Genomic DNA, 18697 nt, shown 5'->3' with positions numbered 1-18697 from the left:
CCGGCCGATGACATGAGAATGAGCGAGGGGCAGACGATTCCACCAGACGTGTCCAGACCGGACCGGCGCAACGCTTTCTTCCTGTTGTTCTTCTCATTGATGGCGATCGGGGCTGGCAATACGATGCTGATTGCCGCCGTATTGCCGCCACTGACGCGAGAGATTGGTCTTCCGGACTGGATGGCCGGGGCTATCTTTGGATTGTCGGCGCTGTGCTGGTCGTTGATGTCGCCGTTTTGGGGTGGTCGGTCCAACCGCTGGGGAAGGCGGCCTGTCGCCGCCTTGGGACTTGTGGGATATGGCATCTCCATGCTCCTGCTGTTCCTGACCGGCTGGCTTACCATGACTGGCGTACTGACCGGCACGTTCATGATGTTTGCCTGCCTTGCCATGTCGCGTTCGATTTTTGGGTTGCTGGGCTCTGGCACGAACCCGGCTGCGCAAGCTTATGTTGCTGATCGCACCAGTCAGGCCGAGCGACAGTCCGAAATCGCGTTCATCACATCGGGTTTCAGCGTTGGCACGGTGATTGGCCCCGCTTTTGCCGCGGCGCTGGTGGCAACGCTTGGCCTGCTGAGCCCCTTGCTACTGACGGCGGTTATTGCCTTTACCATGTCGGCCTTGATCTGGTTCCGCCTCCCGGAAGAGCGCGAGCCGGTAACGGATGCGACCCAGTTTGAAGAAATTCCCGGTGCGCGGGGTCTTTGGCGATCCGGGCCGGTATTGCCCTTCCTTGTGTTCGCCGTGTGCCTGTCGCTGACGACCGGTGTATTGACGCAGGTTTTTGTCTTTTCAGTAATGGACAAACTGGGCGTTTCCGGAAAGGAAGCGGCGCAATTTACCGGGCCGGCCTTTACCGTTGGCGCACTCGCCGTACTGCTGGCCCAGCTTGTGTTGATCCCTCGCCTCAAGCTCAAGAACAAGACACTCATGTGGGGAGGCTGCCTGCCTTTGCTGGCTGGGGCGTTGCTGATGGTCTTCGCAAATGACTATGCAAATTTGATCCTGGCGCAGTTCTGCATTGGCCTCGGGCAGGGGCTCGCGCGGCCGGGATTTTCAAGCGGGGCATCACTGGCCGTCTCACCTCAGCTTCAAGGCAACGTCGCAGGTCTCGTAATCTCGGCGAATGGAATGGGTTTCATCATCACGCCCTTCTTCGGCTTGTTCATCTATGAGTATGTGAACCCGCATCTTCCGTTCATATTCTGCGCGGGCCTGCTGAGTTTCATGATCCTGTATGCCCGGTTCGGGTTGAAGGATGGCGTCGGCGAACCGGATGAGGAAGCCGACGCAGTTTGATCAATTTGTGCCGGACGGGCTGGATGCGACACCAACATTCGCTTCGCCAGTGACCAATGCCAGGGCCTGCTTTGTCGGGTAGCCGTCCGCAACGAGGCCCCTGGATTTTTGGAATGCTTGCAACGCGCCCTTGGTCTTGCGACCGGGAATGCCGTCCACGCCGCCTGCGTCAAAGCCCTGGGCGTTGAGGGCGGCCTGAAGGATCTTGATCTCGCTAACGGTGAGAGGTGACAGATGTGTTGGCCAAGACGCGATGGGCCCATTCTGGCCTCCCATCGCATCGCCGGACAGGCCCACGGCGAACGCGTAGGAATCGGCATTGTTGTAGGTCTTGAACGCCTTGAAATTGTTGAACAGCAAGTATTTCGGGCCTTCCGCACCGGCTGGCAGCCAGAGTTCAGCATAATTGGCTCCGCCTGTTTCGAAGGTGCCGCCGCGTGCAGGTACCAGGCCTTCAGTTGCCCATGTTTCGATCCGGCGTTCATTGCCATCTGCCAGTCCGAAATCGAACCCGGTGCGGGCCAGCACTTCAATGCCCCAAGGCTGATTCAGTGTGTAGCCGGAATTTGCCAGATAATTGGCGGTCGAGGCGAGGGCATCAGCCTCACTCTCCCAGACATCCTTCTTGCCGTCGCCGTCAAAATCTTCGGCATAGGCGATGAAGGTCGATGGCATGAATTGGGTATGGCCCATCGCGCCGGCCCACCCGGCGATCAGGTCGTCGCGCTCTGCATCGCCTTGTTCGAGAATTTTGATCAGGGAGAGCAGTTCACGCTCAGCGAGGCTCTTGCGTCGACCTTCCACAGCCATGTTGGCCAGGACGTTTGGCGCGTCGAAACTGCCTTTCACGGCACCAAAGCTCGTTTCCATGCCCCAGATCGCGACGATGGCTTCGCGGTCTACGCCATAGGCGGCTTCAAGAGAGTCGAAAAGTGCCGGGTTTTCAGCAAGGCGCGAAGCACCTGTGCTTATGCGGCTATTGCTCATCGGCACGCGCAGATAATCCCAGATCGGCTTGGCGAATTCGGCTTGGTCTTCGATCCCTGTCTTAGCGGGTTGGAAAGACGATCCAATCCAGAGTTCTAGCGGAGATATGCCGGTAAGGACAGATTTGACGACCTCGCGATCATGACCAGCGGCGAGTGCTTTTTCAGAGAACGCTACGCGCCAAATGTCCATTCCGGCATGGCCGGAGGAGGCGTAGGTGATCGCGCCTGTCTCGGGAGCGGGTACTGGCGCGGCGATCGGTGGAGGCGCAGCCTGGCCCGGACTATGGGCACAGGAGGCAACCAGCGCGGTCATCGCCGCAGCCGCGATGATATGTGAGCGCCGCAGCGCAATCTGTGCCATTCTTCCAGCTCCTGAAACCGCACGTTCATGACAGCGTGCAACCTTGACTCTTCTTACCGGATTCATTACCCGCTCCGCTTTCCAATTCCTTATGATCCACAGGCTAGGCCCATGAAAGTCCGCTCGTCTCTCAAATCGCTCAAGTCGCGCCACCGCGACTGTAAGATCGTGCGCCGCAAGGGCCGCGTTTACGTCATCAATAAAACTGACCCCCGCTTCAAAGCAAAGCAGGGCTGACGTGAACATGAACAGGCAATAAGGCGGCACTATGGCTGCTGAAATTGCCCTGTTCGACCTTGGGCATGTGGTCCTCGACTGGGACCCTGCACGACTTTACGCGAAGATCATCGATACGCCGCAGGAACGTCAAATGTTCCTGGCGGATATCTGTAACATGGCGTGGCATACACGGCATGATGCTGGTGCAAGCTTTGCCGAGAATGCCGTTGATCTGATCCGGCAATATCCTCAGTACGAAACTGAAATCCTTGCCTGGGGTCGGCGATGGATGGAAATGTTCGACGGCTATGTGGAAGGTACCGCCGAACTGATCCGGCGCCTGGATGCCCGCCAGGTGCCGCTCTATGCCCTGACGAACATGCCAGCCGATCCTTGGGACGAAATGCTCCAGGAGTTCGAGATCCTGCGACGGTTCCGCGATGTGATCGTGTCTGGCCGGATCGGCCTGATCAAGCCCGGCACCGAAATCTATCATGTCGCCCTGGAGGTCATGGACCATCCGGAGCCAGCAAACGTGCTGTTTATTGACAACAGCCTGCCCAATGTTGAAGCGGCTGACGCGCTTGGCTTCCGGACACATCATTTCAAGCATGCAGAGGGCCTGGAGACCGCTTTGTTGTGTGAAGGCCTGCTGTGACAGCAAGTTGTGGTTGCCCCGCCCGGCGCGCGGCATAATATCGGACTGATGATAAGAGCGCTCCTTCTGGCCGTCCTGTTCCTCGTGGGCGCGGCGCATGCGGAACCATCCGATGAGATGTTCGAGAAGCTGCGGACTGCGCCCAGTGACAGCGAAGCCAATGACGTGGCCATGGATATCTGGGCCTCCTGGATGGAATCCGGCTCACCGACGGTGGATGTCATCATGGAGCGGGGCGTCGATGCGCAGACCGCAGGAGATTTCGAGACGGCGCGCGCCTTCTTTGATCGGGCCATCCTGATCAAGCCAGACTATCCCGAGGCGTGGAACCGGCGAGCTGCCCTGTTCCTGATGGATGAAAATTACACCGAGGCATTGCGCGACCTGAACGAGACCTTGCAACTCGAGCCGCGCCATTTCGGCGCGTGGTCCGGGTTGGGCATGATGTTCGAAAGCATGGGATCTCCCAAGCATGCGCTCGAAGCCTATCGCGAGGCCATTGAAATCTATCCGCGCATGCAGCAGGCACTGGCCGCAGAAAAGCGGTTGTCCAAGCTTGCTGAGGGCCAGGGTCTTTGAGGGGCGTGATTACGGCAACAGCCCTCGGCATATGCGTGCTCGGTACGGGGGCTTGCGTGACCAGTGCAGCCTACAAGAACAAGGTGGAAGCCACCCACCCACCAATTGGCCGGCCCGTATCGGTAGGAACTGAGACTGTGCATGTCATTCAGCGTGGAGAGGCAGGTCCACCTGTCCTGATGATTCATGGTGCCAGTGCCAATGCTCGTGAGTTCACATGGACGCTCGCGCCTCGGCTGGAGGGCGCTTACCGCGTTCTGATGGCAGATCGGCCCGGGCACGGTTATTCCAGCCGCCCGGAAGACGCGCAGGATCTTGGCGTGCAAGCGACACAAATGGCGGGCGTGTTGGACCAACTCGCACCGGACGAAAAAGCCATTTTGGTCGGCCATTCCTTTGGTGGAGCCGTTGCCCTGCGCGTGGCGCTGGACCGGCCTGATCTTGTAAAAGGGCTCGTCCTGCTCGCGCCGGTGACCCATGATTGGGGCGGAGGCGGGCAGGCATGGTACAACTCGTTCGCTGCTCGGCCAGTCGTTGGTCCTGTGTTCAGCCAGCTCTTGCCATTGGTTGGCCCTGGCCAACTTGCCCGTGGGATTGACGGCGTCTTCGAGCCAGCACCTGTGCCGGACAATTACTCTGAAAATTCTGCCATCGGACTTCTGTTTCGCCCGCCAAACTTCCGGGCCAATGCCCGTGATGTGAAGGCGCTGGAAGATCAGCTGGCCGCGCAGTCCAGACGCTATGGTGAACTGGAAGTGCCAATCACGGTGTTCTCTGGCAGCGGCGATACCGTGATTTCCCCAAGACTTCATGTAGGTGAATTGAAGAAACAGGTGCCAGTGGATCTCGTGATCCTGCCGCATGAGGGGCACATGCCACACCATGGCGAAGGTGCAGCTGTTGCTGATGCCATTCGCCGTCTGGCCAGCGAGTGAAACTCCCGCTAAGACGCGCCTTCTTTTCCGATCCCGATTCCCAAGGAGCCTCTCATGGACGACGAAGCCTCGATCACCCATCTCACCGAAGCGACCCGCGAGAAACTCCGCCAGACCGTCGCCAAGATCGAGCGTCTGGAAGAGGAGAAGAAGGAAGTTGCCGAGCAGATCAAGGAAATCTACGCTGAGGCGAAGGCTTTCGGTTTTGATACCAAGGCACTGCGTCAGGTGATCAAGCTGCGCAAGGTCGACCGGGCCGAGCGCGAAGAGCAGGAAATGGTGCTCGACACCTACCTGCTGGCACTTGGCGAAGCCTGACCCGGTTTGCCTCCGGCACAATAATCACCATATTCTCTGCCAATGGGCCGAGATGTTGACGAACGCAAGAAACGCGCCGCGCTCCGTAAACTACGGAAGGCAGCGGCATTGGCTGAGCAGGGGCTTGGTCCGCCCCTGTCTGACTGGGAAAAGCAATTCCTTGAAGAGGTCGAGGAGCGCATCGAGACCTATGGGTCTGCGTTTGCAGATCCTTTGAAAGGGAGCGACGGCGAAGCCCTTTCCAGCCTGCAGCAGATGAAGCTGAAGGAAATTGACAAGAAAGCTCGTGGAAAGGCCAAGACTGGCTTCGGCGCAAAGAAGAAGCCCGGTGGCTTCAACAAGCGGCCGACGCCGCGAGTGCGCCAGTTGGATGATGATCTGATGGAAGACCCGGCCGCTCGACATTCTGAGCCGCCCACCCGGAGCTTGCCGAAATTGGTCCGTGCGTCGGAGTTGACGCCTGTGGAGCCCACCTCTCCTGTCCCGGGATCTCCCGAAGATGAACCGCCGAAGAAACGTCCCGCCTTCCGGGTCATTGAAGGTGGAAAGCAGACCGAGTAAACCCGAACACGAGTTTGATGCGTATAGTTTCCATATTCCCCGAATTGGAAGGACGACCCGCATGAAGACTGTTGTAATCACAGGTGCATCGACCGGTATTGGCGAAGCGACCGCGCTCTACCTCGCAAAGCATGGGTGGCGCGTCTATGCCGGGGTCAGAAAGCAGTCCGATGCCGATGCGCTATCCGCGAGCTCCGAAGGGGATATTCGCCCGCTTATTCTGGATGTGACGAGGCAGGAGCATTTGGAGACCGCTGTGCGGACTGTGTCCGAAACCCTGAAGGGCGAGACGCTCACGGGTTTGGTCAACAATGCGGGTATCGCAAATATGGGGCCGCTCGCGATTCAACCGCTTGATGATTTCAAGGCCCATTTCGAGGTCAATGTTTTCGGCCTGTTGCGCGCATCTCAAGCCTTCGCGCCACTTCTTGGGATGGACAAGACTCGCACCGGTGCTCCCGGTCGGATTGTCAACATCACCAGCGTGGGTGGTCGCATTTCGGCACCCTTCCTTGGGGCCTACACGGCCACTAAGCATGCCGTTGAAGCGATGACAGACACGTTGCGCCGGGAACTGGTGATCTTCGGCATTGATGCCATTGCCGTAGGGCCAGGATCAGTGAAAACGCCGATATGGGATAAGGCAGAGGAAGCCAATTCAGATGGCCCCTATTCTGGAAGTGCCTGGTCGGACGCGTTGAAGCAATTTGAGCAGGTGATGCTGAAGGGGGGGCGCGACGGCTTGCCGCCTGAACAAATTGCGAAAGTCATCGAAATTGCGTTGGAGGACGCCACTCCCAGGGCGCGCTATTCCCCTGTGCCGAACAAGCTGACGAATTGGTACATTCCGACGCTGCTGCCCAAGCGTGTTCTGGATGGGGTCTTCCGCAAGCGATTCGGCATGACGAAGCCCGGCAAGTAAATTTTCCTGCGGGCATTGACGAACCGCGGGGAAGGGGCGCGCATTCTCCTGAAAAACGAAAACGGGAGGAATACGCACATGGCCAATCTTGACGGCAAAGTCGCCATCATCACGGGAGGGGCGAGCGGCATCGGTCTTGCGGGAGTCGAGACGTTTGTTGCGGCTGGCGCGAAAGTTGTTGCTGGAGACATTCAGGACGAAAAGGGCATGGCGCTTCAGACGCGCTTTGGCGACGACAAGGTCCTGTTTGTCCATTGCGACGTGACGGACATGGCCGAACTGGAAGGTATCATGGGCAAGGCCGTCGACCATTTCGGACGGTTGGACATTCTCTGGAATAATGCGGGGCATGGTGGCACGCCGGATTCGGTGGAGGAACTGGATCTTGATGCCTATGACCAAACCATGTCTCTCCTTCTGAAACAGGTCTTTGCCGGAACCAAGTTTGCTGTTCCACACATGAAGGAAAATGGCGGCGCTATTATCAACACGTCTTCAATCAGCGCCGTATGCGCCGGATATGCGCCAATCACCTACTCTGTTGCCAAGAAGGGGGTGGCACATTTCTCCAAATTGGCGGCTGCAGAGCTCTCCAAGTATGGCATTCGCGTGAATGCGGTCCTGCCGGGCTTTATCGCGACCTCGATCTTCGGCGCGTCGCTCGGCTTGCCGCGCGAGCAGGCAGACCAGATGGCGGCCATGCTGATCGAAGCAGGTGGCAGCATGCAGCCAGCTGGCCGGGTTGGCAAAGGTGAAGACATTGCCGAAATGGCAGCCTTCCTCGCCTCCGACGCAGCGAGCTTCATTACGGGCGGCGAATTCCTCGTGGATGGCGGCATGACGGTCGGTCCACGTCATTCTTGGGACGAGACCGCCGGCGGTCCACTCCTGGATGCGCTTGGCATCACGCCGGAACAAGCCGAACAGATGCGGGAACAGATGAACAGCTAGGTCGTTGGTGAGGCGCTACGGGTCTTCCGTCAGCGCCTCAAGGCCTGGAATCAGCTCCACTTTTTTCAGTAGGGCGGGGAGTGTTTTTGCACGAGCGACCGGACGACCTCGCTCGTCGGCTATGACAAAGCCGGTTTTTGACTTAGTGAGCGGGAACCGGCGCCAATGTGCGCGAGTCCTGAATATCCAGACTTGGTCAGGTTCGCTCCCTGAAGCGGCCCAGCCGGTCCACATGTGATCGGCTGGCAATTCCCGCCAAAGACGGTCGATCTCGTCAATTTCGGAAGGCGTAAAACAGCCCATGGATTCTCGCCCCGATCAGTCTCAGCAGACAGACCTAGAGGTGGGGCCCGCACCGCGCAATATTGAAGGCGCGCTCTGGATGCTGGCCTCCGGGGCCACCTTCACCGTGTTCCTCACGCTTTCCAAGGTCCAGTCTGCAACCTTCGATCCAGGCTTCCTTGCCTTCTGGCGCTCTGGCGTTGCGTTGATCGTCGTCATTCCGGTTATCCTGCAACAGGGCTGGAGTGTGATGAAAATTCACCAGCCGGGTCTTATCTTGCTGCGCAGCCTGTTCGGGACGCTTGGCTTTGCCCTCGGCTTCTATGCCGTGTCGGACGCGGTTGGCCTGCCGCTCTCCGAATTCAATGCGATCAGTTTTTCCCGGGCCATGTTCGTCACCTTTCTCGCGGCCTTCATCCTGAAGGAACGGGTCGGTGTGCATCGTTGGGGCGCCACAATCGCCGGATGTGTCGGGGTCATGATCATGATGCAGCCCCAACTCGGTATTAGTCTGGGCATGGTCCTCGCCGTATCGGCGGCGTTCTGCCTGGCTGGGGCGATCACACTCGTGAAATCTTTGACGCGCCTGCACAGGCCGGTGACCCTGTTAATCTGGGCAAACCTTCTGTCGTCGATCCTGTTATTGCCGCTCGCCATCCTGACGTGGCCGGACGTGGCGCCCTCTGTCATCGACTGGTCCTGGATCGGCCTGATGGGCGTATGCGGTGTGACCGGCCAGTACTTCTACATTCGCGGCATGAGCGTTGGCGATGCATCTTTCCTGTCGCCGATCGACTATATGCGTCTGCCGATGGCAGCACTGGTCGATTGGGGTCTGTTCCACATGCTGCCGGGTTTCTGGACCTGGGTGGGCACTGCAATCATCATTGGAGCCACCCTGTACATCACAATCCGGGAACAGCGCCTGCGCCGGCTGTCCGCGCCGCCGCTCTAGGTCAGGCGGCTTCGGGTGAATGAACGGCGCCGCGGAACGTCGCGCCTGCCGCGATGAAGCTGAACAGCGCCATGATGGCAGAGACCACGCCATTCCAGCCCGCCATGGAAAGGCCGAGAATGTAGAAAGGCGCATCCGTGCAGGACGGCACATGCATCGGCTTGCTGAAGTCCTGAATCGCCATTGGATCGATCACCCCTTCACCGGAACAACCATCTGGTGGCGGCAGCAGGCCCCACTCGACACCGGAATGGTAGAAGGCAACCACAACACCGACGACAAAGACGAGTCCGATCATCATGTTGAGTGCGACCAGGAACCGGCGTTTCGGGATCCATCGCCAGAGCACAAGGCCCGTCAGCGTCATCGCGATCAGCGCCCAATAGACTTCCCGCTGCCGCAGGCAGAGTGGGCAGGGAGGCAGGCCGCCAAAAGTCTCAAACGCGTGGGCGGCTGCCAACATGAAGGCGGACACCGCCACGGCCACCGCGGGCCACTTCCAGTCTTTCAGGAGAGATCGCATGAAATCCATGCTTCAGCTAAAACCGGACTGCGTCATGACCACAATGCGGCGCAAGGTCACTTTGCCGTTATTTATCATCCAAACAGGCTGACCGCACCGAGCATCACGGCGCCTATCAGACCGCTGACCCAGGCTGTTCCTATGATCAGGCCGCCAATCACCATCAAGCCGTCTTTCTGCATGAGACCAAAAGACGCTATGGCCACGGCAAAGCCCGGCACCGTGTTGGTCATCGGCAACGGCACGAGGATTGACGCGCAGAATATGCATAGAAACAGGCCAATGACGCGTTCCGACCGCTTGCCGGTAATGACGGTCAGGCGCGGGCGTACAATGTGCTCGATCCAGCCGAGCCATTTGCGGCCGCCGGACGCCATCTGGGTAAGGCCCTTGCGATCAATGTGGCGATTGGCGAGCTTGTCCGGCATCCAAGGCTGCTCGCGGCCCATCGCCATTTGGGCCGCCAGGGCCATCATGGGCAAAGATACGACCTGCGGCACCCCATAAAGAAACGGAATGCAACAAGGAAGGGCAAGCAGGAACAGGCCAGCGCCAAATGCACTTTCATCCAGCTGATCAAAGATTTCCCGCAGCGAGAACCCGTTCTCGGGCGCACCTGCGGCAAGCGCTTCGATGGTCTGCAACAGGGTTTTTTCGGTCGGAATCTCGGTGGAAGACATGCCTAAGCTGTTAGATGTCTTTGATCGCTACGTCGAGTAGATTGACAGGAGGCCCAGCTATGCGGCAGGAGAAGCGCTCCCTGCAAAGGGCCTCTGTGGCGGAACTGGTAGACGCGACGGATTCAAAATCCGTTTCTGGTGACAGAGTGCCGGTTCGAGTCCGGCCAGAGGTACCAATTGCATAGGACGCGCGCTGATCCTTTCATGGGTAACTGGTCTGGCTTGCGAACATCACATTTTGACAGCGACCCTAAAATTTCTCTGTGAACGAAATTCGCTTGGTTCCAACGCAAGATGACGGGTGCTTACTCGACTGAGGGCGGTCCATCGCAAACCGTAGTAAATTCTACAGCATGCGGTCCTGATCCGGTGTTCGGCGCTTTGCTGAAACGATCGGATTCTGGGGCAATCAAAACATGAGCAACCTCGTCCCGCGCGAATACCGATCTCTCGCCAGACCGCCTGATTAACCTGACGATCATCTGTTTTTGCAATCAATTGCAGACGCTGGATTAAACCTGAATCCAGCGTGGAGGACATGCGATCATGAAACTTGGAACGCTATTCTTGCGGCTCACACTGGAGCGTCGCGCGTGCGCCGCCACGTGCGAGCAAGCCGGCCTGAGAGTTGTGATACTTTCATGATCGAACTGGTGCTTCTCGACCAAACGATTCCTGCCATGCCGTCGCCTGTTCAGACGGACCTTCGCAGCCTGTATGCGCAGGGCGTGGAAGCGAGGTTCGCCGGACGTTTCGACGAGGCTCTTGGAATGTTCGAAGCGTTGCTCGCCACAAATCCTGAAGACGTAGACTCCCGTTTGAACGCGGCACTCTGCCTGATCGCACTGGAACGCCTTGATGAGGCCGAAAGCGAACTCGAACACGTCATTGATCAAGCTCCCGACTATGTGGATGCCTATACCGCGCTGGCGCGCGTGCGCAGAATCAAGGGAGACGCACAAGGTTCCCATGAGTTTATCGACGCTGCAGAAACCTTGTCGTCCGATCATGCCGACTACGCTGCCATGCGCGAACAGGCATCCCGGCAGGATCGCAATCGTATTACGACGAATTTGACAGCAAGCCGCAGCAGTTTGACGAAGGACTTGCCGGACTGGACCAGCCTGTCCCCGGCAGTGGCAGTCCGAGTATCAGATACGCTTACACTCAGTGCCTCCGCGCTATACGCCGAGCGCTTCGACCGCTCGAACACGAATGTGCACATCGGCGCCGCAAAGCGTACGGGGTTCGGGCATGTCCGAATGGAAATCGGGGGAGGGACCAACACGACCTTCCTGCCCAACACCACAGTTCTCGTTGGCGCAGGTGTTGCCACGCACTATCCGGGCTTGGAACTCCTGTCGGACATCAGAACTTCAGAATACCAGAGCGGCCGGGTGACGTCCTTTCTTCCGGGCGCCCAGTACACTTTCGCTGGCGAGGCTGCGGAGATTGAAGTGCGGTACATCAACGTGCGAGACGAGAACGACCAGCATCGCTCAGGCTATCGTATGCGCTCGACTTTCAGGCCGACAGGACCTTGGGCGGTGCATCTCTATTACGCCGACGCACCGGAAAGTTCTGATGGCGCAACAGTGGAAGTGCAGTCCTATGCGGCGGGACTGGAAATGCGCTTCGGTCGAACCACCGCGCTACGCCTGACGGCCGGCAAGGAACTTCGTACTACCTACGATCGCACAGATATCTCCCTTTCGCTTGCGCGGAGTTTTTGAGGGTGAATTATCTCATCCTGATATGGCAGATTGCATGCGTATTGGTGCTTGCGTCCCTACTGTGGATGATCACGCTGATACTTCTTCGGATTATCCGTACGCACAGGCAGTCACTCTACACAAAGCAACGCCAACAAATTCTGGAGGCAACGGCGCAAATCCTGTGGGATGAAAAGGGTGAGGCCGCGATTCCCGACGAGACCCTCTGGAAATCCCCCATGGTGCCGGAAGTCTTTCTTGAATTCGTTGCGCTGGTTAGAGGCGAAGAGCGCGACCGTCTCGTCGCGCGGATGGTCAGGTACCGGGTGGACGATGAATTCCGCCGCCTCTTGCGACATCGGTTCAGATTTGTCCGGCACGCTGCCGTTGAGGCACTGGCCTATTTTCCCGGCCTGCCAACGGCCAAAGCCGTTGATTCGCTGGTGGAGCGGTCAGCAAACCGTGACCTTCGCATCGCTGGAATACGAACGCTGGTCGCCGTTGGTGCCTATCCAACAGTGCCGGATGTCATGCGTGAATTCTCGAAACTGAACGGTAGCACGCGTAGCCTGCAATCGGTTCTGTCGAAACTGGCGCTGCACCGTTCAAGGGACATCCTGGAATACCTCGGACGGCCCGGAGTTCCGGACCTCGAACGCGCGGCCTTGCTGTCCGCCCTGGGCGGGAGTGCGGATTATTCAGTACTTGGTATTCTCGAAGCAGCGCTCTCCAGCGATGTGCCCCTGATCCGTGTCGCGGCACTCGACGGACTTGCAAGTCTGGAACACCCGGACGCTGCTCCGGCCATTGCCAGTTGCCTGAAGGATACCGACTGGAGTGTGCGCGCAGGCGCGGTGAAGGCGCTTTGTGAGATATCCCACGATACCTACGCGGCCCAGGTCGCAGACTTGCTTTCCGATCCCGTGTGGCTGGTCCAGTTTGAAGCGGCGCAAGCTCTGGCCGACATGGGGGCGTCGGGTCGAGAGCTACTGGAAGTGTCGGCAATATCAAAGGGCAATGAAAGTGCGAACCGTACCGCAGCCCTGGCGCTTGCGGAGCTGAGTGCGATGGAGGCCGTCCAATGATGGAATCCGTTTTCATCGTAGCGAAGTATGTGGGGCTGGTGGTTATCTTTGCCGGTCTCGTCCAGTACACAAATTATTTCATCCAATTGCTGTTAGCGGCGTTCCAGCTGGCCAAATCGGGGCGTGCCGCGAAGGTTGACGCCCTTTGGCGCCGCTACTCGGATTCGGCGCCGCCCATCGCGATTCTCGTGCCAGCTTATAACGAAGAGAAAACTATTGTCGAAAGCCTTTCATCGCTGATGGCTATTCAGTATCCGAATTATGAGGTCATCATCATCAATGACGGAAGTTCGGATGCCACGCTGGAGGTGCTGAAAGATGCGTTCAATCTTGTAGAAACTTCGCGCCTTTACTCCCCTTTGGCGCCGCACCAACCCATCAAGACGATTTACCGGTCGCAACATCAAAAGCGTCTTGTCGTGATCGACAAGGCAAATGGTGGAAAAGCCGATGCGCTGAACGCAGGTATCAACGTGTCCCGGGCACCTTTGTTTTGCTGCGTTGATGCAGATTCCGTTTTGGAGCCGGATGCGTTGTTGCGCACTGTGAAGCCGTTCATGGAAGACCCAGAGCGGACGATTGCGGTGGGGGGGACTGTCCGGATCGCCAATGGCAGTGTCATCCGGAACGGTCAGATACTGAAGGTGCAGTTGCCCAAGAAGATGCTCCCGCTCCTGCAGACGGTCGAATACCTGCGCGCCTTTCTGATGACCCGAATCGCTTGGAGCCGACTGAATACCGTGCTCATCATTTCAGGGGCCTTTGGCTTGTTCCGGCGCGACGCCGTCCTGAAGGTTGGCGGTTATAGTCTCGGGACGGTCGGTGAAGACATGGAGTTGGTGGTCAAACTGCACAGAACCCTCATAGAGCAAAAACAGGATTATCGTATCCGGTTCATCCCGGAGCCGGTCTGCTGGACCGAAGCGCCCGAGACGCTGAGCGTGCTCCGCAATCAACGGGCCCGTTGGCAACGCGGCACGCTGGAAACATTCGAGCGTCACGGCATGATGGCGCTCAATCCACGCTACGGATTGGTGGGTGTCCTGGGTTTCGGAAATGTGCTGATCACAGACGTAATTGGACCAGTCGTGGATGCTATCGGGTTCATCCTGTTTCCGATATTGGCATTTACGGGCTCGCTTCCACTCGACTACTTCCTCGCCTATATCGCAGTGACGTCAGGCTTTGGATTGGCCATTTCTGTGGGTTCTCTTGCATTGGAAGAAGCGCAGCTGCGCCGTGTGCCCAAGGCATCTGACCTAGCGCTCTTGACGGCAATTTGTGTGTTGGAAAATCTTGGATACCGCCAGCTGAACAGCTTGTGGCGCGTTCAGGGGTGGGTTCAGTATCTCAAGAGAAGCGGCTCTTGGGGCGTGATGACCCGGAAGGGGTTCACGGCAAGTTGATCGCTTGGGGGAGGTCGCACCTGCAAGAGCTGCAAAATGACCCGAGATAGATCAAATTAAATATAGTTCGTTTGACGGATGTTTATCGTAATTTGGCACAGTGAGCTGAGTAAAAACCTCGCTTGCAGAAGGACTCTTGCAAATGTCCAATAAAATTCTAGTCGCAGACGATGATCGCTTGTTGCGCGGACTGCTCGAGCACAAGCTCGCGGTTGCCGGATTTGAAGTCGATATCGCGGAAGACGGCGGTGCAGCCCTCGAACTCGCGCGCACCATGAAGTATGACCTGATGGTGCTTGATGCGATGATGCCCGTGATGGACGGGTTTGAAGTCCTGCGTCGACTGAAGAATGATCCCGATACGGCCAGCTTGCCGGTGGTGATGCTAACAGCTCGTCGCGGCGAGCATGATGTTCTGGATGCACTGGAGCGGGGTGCCGCTGAGTACCTGACCAAGCCTTTCATTCCGGACGAACTGGTTCTGCGTATCCGCAAGCGTATCAAGGACGAGCGCGCCCGTTTGGACGTGTCTGATCTCCAGCAGGAAGTTCCGACCGAACGCTTCGCGTAGGTCCGACGAACCGTCCCGAGCGAACGCTTACCGGTCCATTGAAGGCATGTTCATTGTAATTGAGAGTTCTGTGCCAGCTGCAGCAATGTAGACGGACCCCGGTGAAAAGCTGACGCCATCGGGGAGCGGGGATTGGGGTATCCAGTCCGTATCCAGATCCAGGCGAAGACCCTGTATGGGCAATTCGCTGTCCACCGTGATAACCATCTCGTCTTCAAAGATGCGGGCGTCGACCGATACGCCATCGCGCATGGTCCACCAATCGCCAAATTGCTGCAGTGTCCCGAACCAGGCGAAACGCTTCAGTTCAGGAACCACGGCGTTGAGGAATTCGATTTTTTCTTTCGTGACGTTGGGATGGATCAGCACGACATAGCAGCCCCCATATTCGGCGAGCCGCTTGGCGAGGTCCACGGCCGGTTCCTCCCGCAAGTTCATGTGCGGTGGAATTTCGTCTTCGATGGCGATGGGGAACTGGAAAACGCCTGTTGCACTGTCGTAGCCCCTGCTGAAAGTCATGCGGTAGGGCAAATGCGTCAGAACATTTCCCGATGTGGCACTGGAGGCGTATTTGTACCCGCTCGCGTCCAAGGCTTCAGGAAGGCGCGCCGGTGTGGCGAGGTAGCCTGGACGAAACGATACCACTTCTGTTTCCGTGACCTGTTCCAGCAGATACTTGCTCACGCGCAGTTCGCCCAGAATTGAAGCATTCCAGGTTCTGCCTTCATTCAATACGCGGGGCTGGTAGTCAGGAAAACGCTCGGATCCCTCGCCAAGCGGCATGTCCGAAAAAGTCTTTGCATGCGTCACCGAATGGCTGGCGACCTCCATTCCGGACTCGTTTAGATGCTGTACAATGGGCAGCGTAAAATCATTGAAGAACGCCTTGTCGTTGTAGTCGTCGAAATACTTTGTCTGAATGAAGAAGGTTCCCGGAATTCCGAGCTCTGACAGGAGGTCGCTGAATGCCCTCGTATTGGTCATGGAGTTCGAATAATCGATGTCGAAGGATATGACGACGGCGAGATCTCGCCCTTCCGGCGCGGAGTGAAGCGTGATCGCGGCCGGTTCACTTTGAGTGTAGACGGATTTTATCCATCGCAACCATGTGTCGACAGATGGCTCATAGGCGTTCGCGTAATTTCTCGACACGCCACCATTGCGCCCGTTTGCGGACTTCAGGATGAAGAAGCCGAGATCAAAGCCGATAGCATAAGCTTGTCCACCCTGTTTGGAGGCGTGCGCCACCATAGCTGCGGATCCATCATCGTAGGTGGCCAGAATATTTGTCGCGCCAACGAACGCTTGGGTGCCGATGCGGTGTAGGTCCTTATCAGGGTTTCCAATCCTGACGGTCCTTTCTTCTGGCCGGTCGATAAAGGACAAGGTGGGGTGAGATCCGGAAAAGCGAATCTCCGAATGGTCACGGGATTCTTCGATGCGGTCGAAGCCAAACACGCCTTGCAATCCTCCGCCAAGGATTTGCGTCGCGATCAATGTGCCGCCGGATTCCACGTGCTGGGCGAGGGTCTCCAAGTCTTCGGCATCCAGCAGACGACCTGAAATTGCTGGATACGCGAGCACGACCTTGTGTTGGACAGCCGCTTTGGTGTTTCGCGTGATCAAGAAGGGGACACCGATGCTTTTCAACCCTTCAGCCAGTCCGAGCCAGGAGGAATCTTCATCGGTCAGCAGGATGGCGAGTCGCGATTCCGATCCATCGGCGTGAACTGACCAACTGGACGATTGACCATCCGCAATGATGCTATCTGCGGTGGGACCATTCAGACCTGCAAGTCCCTCAAGCGATGGGCGCCGCACATATGTGAGGATGCTTATGGTGATCGCCGCAATTATCAGGGCAGAAATCAGGACTGCGACGCGTTTGTTCCAGAACATCCATTTGTGCCTGTTGAGAGGGTTTCATCCCCAGAAACCGTGAAACCACCTATATTTCGTGAACGCGTTGAATAGTAAGTCCTAGTACTCGTATTTCTCGATGTGAGTCAGCTTGAGCGTATAGGCGGCGTCCGCCAGTTCGCTCTCCTGCGTCTCGGCGGTTAGGATGCCTTCAACCCAGACGGCCTGCGCCAGATCTTTCAACAGGATGGGCTCGTCCGTCGTTACGAATACGGTTTGATTTGGTGGCGGGGGTGGGGCGTGGATACAGGCGCCGAAATAGGGGACCATAAGGAATTCGGTCACTTCGGCTTTTGAGCCATATTCAAACGGCACGGTATAGCCCGGCAACCTGATCGATTTGCCGTTGAGTTCCTTGACGGTGTTGAACGTGCCGATCTGCACCATGGCGTCCGCAGCCGACCCTTCTGCTACGCCTCCGCCACCATAGAGCATCGACATCTGACTCTGGTACATCTGGGCGAGACGTTCTTCTTCGCCTTCCGGCATCAAGTCTTCCCAGCCGATCTCGGTCACGCCGCGCGCTTCGGCCTCGGATTTTTTGCGGGCCTGATCTGCGGCGCGCGCGGCAATCGTTGCTTCGCGTTTGGCTTTGCGCTCAGCTTCGCTTTCGCCAATCTTGTCGCCAACTTGTGGGGCCGTGGCATCTGGTCTGGCTTCAGCAGGTGCGGGTTCGGCTGGCGTATCTGCTTCACTGCAGGCTGCCAGTAAGCCCGTCATGAGGGCGGCGGTCAGGAGGGGAGAGAGTTTTTTCATGATGCCAATCTAGGATGCGCGGGGTGGCCCCGCCAGTGGATGTGAGCGGTTAGAGCCGAAGGGATAATCCATCGGCCAGCGACCTGCGGAACGCCATCCAGGCGGGTATCGCCCCGGCGACCAGGGCGGCGCCCGTGACCGCCAGCAGTGTATACAGGTCGATCAGGCTGGGCCCGGTGCCAATTAGGGATATGCCGTAATGCGCTGAAACAAGCGGACCGACCACTGCCAGCAGCCCATGGATGAGAAGAATGCCTAGCAACGCGCCGAGGAGGCCCACCAACCCTGCTTCAAGCACCAACAGCGTGAAGATGTGACCGGGTCGAGCACCGACCGCACGAAGGATCGACATTTCGCGTCGCCGCTCGTTGAGGCTGGTGAGGATGGAGGTCAAAATCGAAACCACGCCCACCGCGATGACGAATATCGAGACGGCCAGCAATGCCCGTTCGGCAATTGCGGTCACACTCCATAGTTCCGCGAGCGCCTGTGATGGAATGATCGCCATCAATGGCTCGCCCTTGTTGATGTTGATCTCGCGGCGTGTGGTCAAGATGGTGCCTTTACGTTTCAGGCCGAGATAGATCGCCGTGACAGTCTTGGGTGTGAGATCGAAGGACCGCACGGTCTCTTCGGAAATACTGTCGGCGAGAGGATTCTTTGCGCCGGTTTCCCAGCCGACATGGATGGCGGTGATGGCTTCCAGTGAGACATGTACCGTCTGGTCCACCGGCGTACCAGTCGGGGCAAGAATGCCAACAACCCGGAACGGGCGGTTTTCATGACTTGAGCCAAAGTCGGCTTGGCCCAGCCCATGCGACAGGACCATGGGGCTATTGATCGAATACCCCAGTTCGCGAGCCACATCGGCGCCGATGACCGCATCGAACAGATCGTCAAACGGTTCGCCCTGCGCGATCACCAGGTCCTGATTGCGGCCAAACTTGTAGCGGTCAAAATATTTGGGCGTTGTACCCATGACGCGAAATCCGCGATGGCTGTCTCCGAGGGAGAT

21 protein-coding genes and 1 tRNA gene are annotated in these 18697 nt (G+C 57.8%); 15 read left to right on the top strand and 7 right to left on the bottom strand.

The window, feature by feature from the left end:
* The first annotated feature begins 18 nt into the window (after positions 1-18).
* Entirely contained in the window at positions 19-1299 is a 1281-nt protein-coding gene (locus B3527_RS12400) for an MFS transporter (RefSeq protein ID WP_290480070.1), read from the top strand.
* Here B3527_RS12400 and B3527_RS12395 read toward each other — a convergent pair whose 3' ends face one another.
* Positions 1300-2649 (bottom strand): lytic murein transglycosylase, encoded by a 1350-nt coding sequence (locus B3527_RS12395; RefSeq protein ID WP_290480069.1) that lies wholly within the window; start codon positions 2647-2649, stop codon positions 1300-1302.
* A 111-nt stretch (positions 2650-2760) separates the two neighbouring features.
* Between B3527_RS12395 and ykgO the strand changes: the two genes are divergently transcribed.
* The 8 genes from ykgO to B3527_RS12355 all read left to right on the top strand — a co-directional run bounded on the left by ykgO (position 2761) and on the right by B3527_RS12355 (position 7792).
* Complete coding sequence (ykgO, locus tag B3527_RS12390; RefSeq protein WP_011648318.1) at positions 2761-2886, top strand: type B 50S ribosomal protein L36; 126 nt, start codon at positions 2761-2763, stop codon at positions 2884-2886.
* Between the two features lie 31 nt (positions 2887-2917).
* Positions 2918-3526, top strand: a complete 609-nt coding sequence (locus tag B3527_RS12385) for an HAD family hydrolase (RefSeq protein WP_206991486.1) — start codon at positions 2918-2920, stop codon at positions 3524-3526.
* Between the two features lie 48 nt (positions 3527-3574).
* The gene (locus B3527_RS12380) at positions 3575-4105 is read left to right on the top strand and encodes a tetratricopeptide repeat protein (protein WP_206991485.1); all 531 of its coding nucleotides are present in this window, start codon (positions 3575-3577) and stop codon (positions 4103-4105) included.
* A 5-nt stretch (positions 4106-4110) separates the two neighbouring features.
* The gene (locus B3527_RS12375) at positions 4111-5040 is read left to right on the top strand and encodes an alpha/beta fold hydrolase (protein ID WP_290480068.1); all 930 of its coding nucleotides are present in this window, start codon (positions 4111-4113) and stop codon (positions 5038-5040) included.
* 54 nt (positions 5041-5094) lie between these two features.
* The gene (locus B3527_RS12370; RefSeq protein ID WP_034814889.1) at positions 5095-5358 is read left to right on the top strand and encodes a DUF2312 domain-containing protein; all 264 of its coding nucleotides are present in this window, start codon (positions 5095-5097) and stop codon (positions 5356-5358) included.
* Positions 5359-5400: 42 nt separating this feature from the next.
* On the top strand, positions 5401-5919 hold the full coding sequence (locus B3527_RS12365; protein ID WP_290480067.1) for a hypothetical protein: 519 nt from the start codon (positions 5401-5403) through the stop codon (positions 5917-5919).
* 61 nt (positions 5920-5980) lie between these two features.
* Positions 5981-6841: an SDR family oxidoreductase gene (locus tag B3527_RS12360; RefSeq protein ID WP_290480066.1), complete on the top strand. Its 861-nt coding sequence runs from the start codon at positions 5981-5983 to the stop codon at positions 6839-6841.
* 78 nt (positions 6842-6919) lie between these two features.
* Positions 6920-7792, top strand: a complete 873-nt coding sequence (locus tag B3527_RS12355; RefSeq protein ID WP_290480065.1) for an SDR family NAD(P)-dependent oxidoreductase — start codon at positions 6920-6922, stop codon at positions 7790-7792.
* A 15-nt stretch (positions 7793-7807) separates the two neighbouring features.
* On the opposite strand, the gene B3527_RS12350 is transcribed toward B3527_RS12355, so the two are convergent.
* Positions 7808-8095, bottom strand: coding sequence for a hypothetical protein (locus B3527_RS12350; protein ID WP_290480064.1), 288 nt, complete (start codon positions 8093-8095; stop codon positions 7808-7810).
* On the opposite strand from B3527_RS12350, the gene B3527_RS12345 reads away from it, so the two are divergent.
* Positions 8094-9029, top strand: a complete 936-nt coding sequence (locus tag B3527_RS12345) for a DMT family transporter (RefSeq protein WP_206991480.1) — start codon at positions 8094-8096, stop codon at positions 9027-9029. The genes B3527_RS12350 and B3527_RS12345 overlap by 2 nt on opposite strands.
* Position 9030: 1 nt before the next feature.
* Here the strand turns inward: B3527_RS12345 and B3527_RS12340 are convergent, their stop codons facing one another.
* The gene (locus tag B3527_RS12340; protein WP_242517413.1) at positions 9031-9552 is read right to left on the bottom strand and encodes a disulfide bond formation protein B; all 522 of its coding nucleotides are present in this window, start codon (positions 9550-9552) and stop codon (positions 9031-9033) included.
* A 74-nt stretch (positions 9553-9626) separates the two neighbouring features.
* Positions 9627-10232, bottom strand: a complete 606-nt coding sequence (locus B3527_RS12335; RefSeq protein ID WP_206991478.1) for an exopolysaccharide biosynthesis protein — start codon at positions 10230-10232, stop codon at positions 9627-9629.
* 89 nt (positions 10233-10321) lie between these two features.
* On the opposite strand from B3527_RS12335, the gene B3527_RS12330 reads away from it, so the two are divergent.
* From B3527_RS12330 to B3527_RS12310, 5 genes are all read left to right on the top strand, one after another.
* Positions 10322-10408: transfer RNA gene (locus B3527_RS12330), tRNA-Leu, on the top strand.
* Positions 10409-10873: 465 nt separating this feature from the next.
* A complete protein-coding gene (locus B3527_RS12325; RefSeq protein WP_290480063.1) occupies positions 10874-11965 on the top strand; it encodes a YaiO family outer membrane beta-barrel protein in 1092 nt (363 codons plus the stop codon).
* A gap of 2 nt (positions 11966-11967) precedes the next feature.
* Entirely contained in the window at positions 11968-13029 is a 1062-nt protein-coding gene (locus tag B3527_RS12320) for a HEAT repeat domain-containing protein (RefSeq protein ID WP_290482049.1), read from the top strand.
* Positions 13026-14435: a glycosyltransferase family 2 protein gene (locus tag B3527_RS12315; protein ID WP_290480061.1), complete on the top strand. Its 1410-nt coding sequence runs from the start codon at positions 13026-13028 to the stop codon at positions 14433-14435. Before B3527_RS12320 ends, B3527_RS12315 begins: the two co-directional genes overlap by 4 nt.
* 142 nt (positions 14436-14577) lie before the next feature.
* Positions 14578-15006, top strand: a complete 429-nt coding sequence (locus B3527_RS12310) for a response regulator (protein ID WP_206991474.1) — start codon at positions 14578-14580, stop codon at positions 15004-15006.
* Between the two features lie 27 nt (positions 15007-15033).
* On the opposite strand, the gene B3527_RS12305 is transcribed toward B3527_RS12310, so the two are convergent.
* The 3 genes from B3527_RS12305 to B3527_RS12295 form a co-directional block, all read right to left on the bottom strand.
* Entirely contained in the window at positions 15034-16905 is a 1872-nt protein-coding gene (locus B3527_RS12305; RefSeq protein ID WP_290480060.1) for a polysaccharide deacetylase family protein, read from the bottom strand.
* An 81-nt stretch (positions 16906-16986) separates the two neighbouring features.
* On the bottom strand, positions 16987-17682 hold the full coding sequence (locus tag B3527_RS12300) for a DUF3299 domain-containing protein (protein WP_290480059.1): 696 nt from the start codon (positions 17680-17682) through the stop codon (positions 16987-16989).
* Between the two features lie 49 nt (positions 17683-17731).
* Positions 17732-18697: ABC transporter permease (locus tag B3527_RS12295; RefSeq protein ID WP_290489780.1), on the bottom strand; the 966-nt coding region annotated here is incomplete at its 5' end.

Source organism: Hyphomonas sp. UBA4505 (genome assembly GCF_002388685.1).
Taxonomy (GTDB): domain Bacteria; phylum Pseudomonadota; class Alphaproteobacteria; order Caulobacterales; family Hyphomonadaceae; genus Hyphomonas.
The sequence above is the reverse complement of the archived record's forward strand: the minus strand, read 5'-3'. Positions and strand labels throughout refer to the sequence as shown.

What these genes read in the sequence shown, in the direction of transcription:
- B3527_RS12400 (WP_290480070.1), top strand. Translation starts at nt 19, where the DNA reads ATGAGCGAGGGGCAGACGATTCCACCAGACGTGTCCAGACCGGACCGG.
- B3527_RS12355 (WP_290480065.1), top strand. Translation starts at nt 6,920, where the DNA reads ATGGCCAATCTTGACGGCAAAGTCGCCATCATCACGGGAGGGGCGAGC.
- B3527_RS12345 (WP_206991480.1), top strand. Translation starts at nt 8,094, where the DNA reads ATGGATTCTCGCCCCGATCAGTCTCAGCAGACAGACCTAGAGGTGGGG.
- B3527_RS12365 (WP_290480067.1), top strand. Translation starts at nt 5,401, where the DNA reads ATGGGCCGAGATGTTGACGAACGCAAGAAACGCGCCGCGCTCCGTAAA.
- B3527_RS12315 (WP_290480061.1), top strand. Translation starts at nt 13,026, where the DNA reads ATGATGGAATCCGTTTTCATCGTAGCGAAGTATGTGGGGCTGGTGGTT.
- B3527_RS12380 (WP_206991485.1), top strand. Translation starts at nt 3,575, where the DNA reads ATGATAAGAGCGCTCCTTCTGGCCGTCCTGTTCCTCGTGGGCGCGGCG.
- B3527_RS12385 (WP_206991486.1), top strand. Translation starts at nt 2,918, where the DNA reads ATGGCTGCTGAAATTGCCCTGTTCGACCTTGGGCATGTGGTCCTCGAC.
- B3527_RS12350 (WP_290480064.1), bottom strand. Translation starts at nt 8,095, where the DNA reads ATGGGCTGTTTTACGCCTTCCGAAATTGACGAGATCGACCGTCTTTGG.
- B3527_RS12305 (WP_290480060.1), bottom strand. Translation starts at nt 16,905, where the DNA reads ATGTTCTGGAACAAACGCGTCGCAGTCCTGATTTCTGCCCTGATAATT.
- B3527_RS12335 (WP_206991478.1), bottom strand. Translation starts at nt 10,232, where the DNA reads ATGTCTTCCACCGAGATTCCGACCGAAAAAACCCTGTTGCAGACCATC.
- B3527_RS12340 (WP_242517413.1), bottom strand. Translation starts at nt 9,552, where the DNA reads ATGCGATCTCTCCTGAAAGACTGGAAGTGGCCCGCGGTGGCCGTGGCG.
- B3527_RS12325 (WP_290480063.1), top strand. Translation starts at nt 10,874, where the DNA reads ATGATCGAACTGGTGCTTCTCGACCAAACGATTCCTGCCATGCCGTCG.
- B3527_RS12395 (WP_290480069.1), bottom strand. Translation starts at nt 2,649, where the DNA reads ATGGCACAGATTGCGCTGCGGCGCTCACATATCATCGCGGCTGCGGCG.
- ykgO (WP_011648318.1), top strand. Translation starts at nt 2,761, where the DNA reads ATGAAAGTCCGCTCGTCTCTCAAATCGCTCAAGTCGCGCCACCGCGAC.
- B3527_RS12360 (WP_290480066.1), top strand. Translation starts at nt 5,981, where the DNA reads ATGAAGACTGTTGTAATCACAGGTGCATCGACCGGTATTGGCGAAGCG.
- B3527_RS12300 (WP_290480059.1), bottom strand. Translation starts at nt 17,682, where the DNA reads ATGAAAAAACTCTCTCCCCTCCTGACCGCCGCCCTCATGACGGGCTTA.
- B3527_RS12370 (WP_034814889.1), top strand. Translation starts at nt 5,095, where the DNA reads ATGGACGACGAAGCCTCGATCACCCATCTCACCGAAGCGACCCGCGAG.
- B3527_RS12310 (WP_206991474.1), top strand. Translation starts at nt 14,578, where the DNA reads ATGTCCAATAAAATTCTAGTCGCAGACGATGATCGCTTGTTGCGCGGA.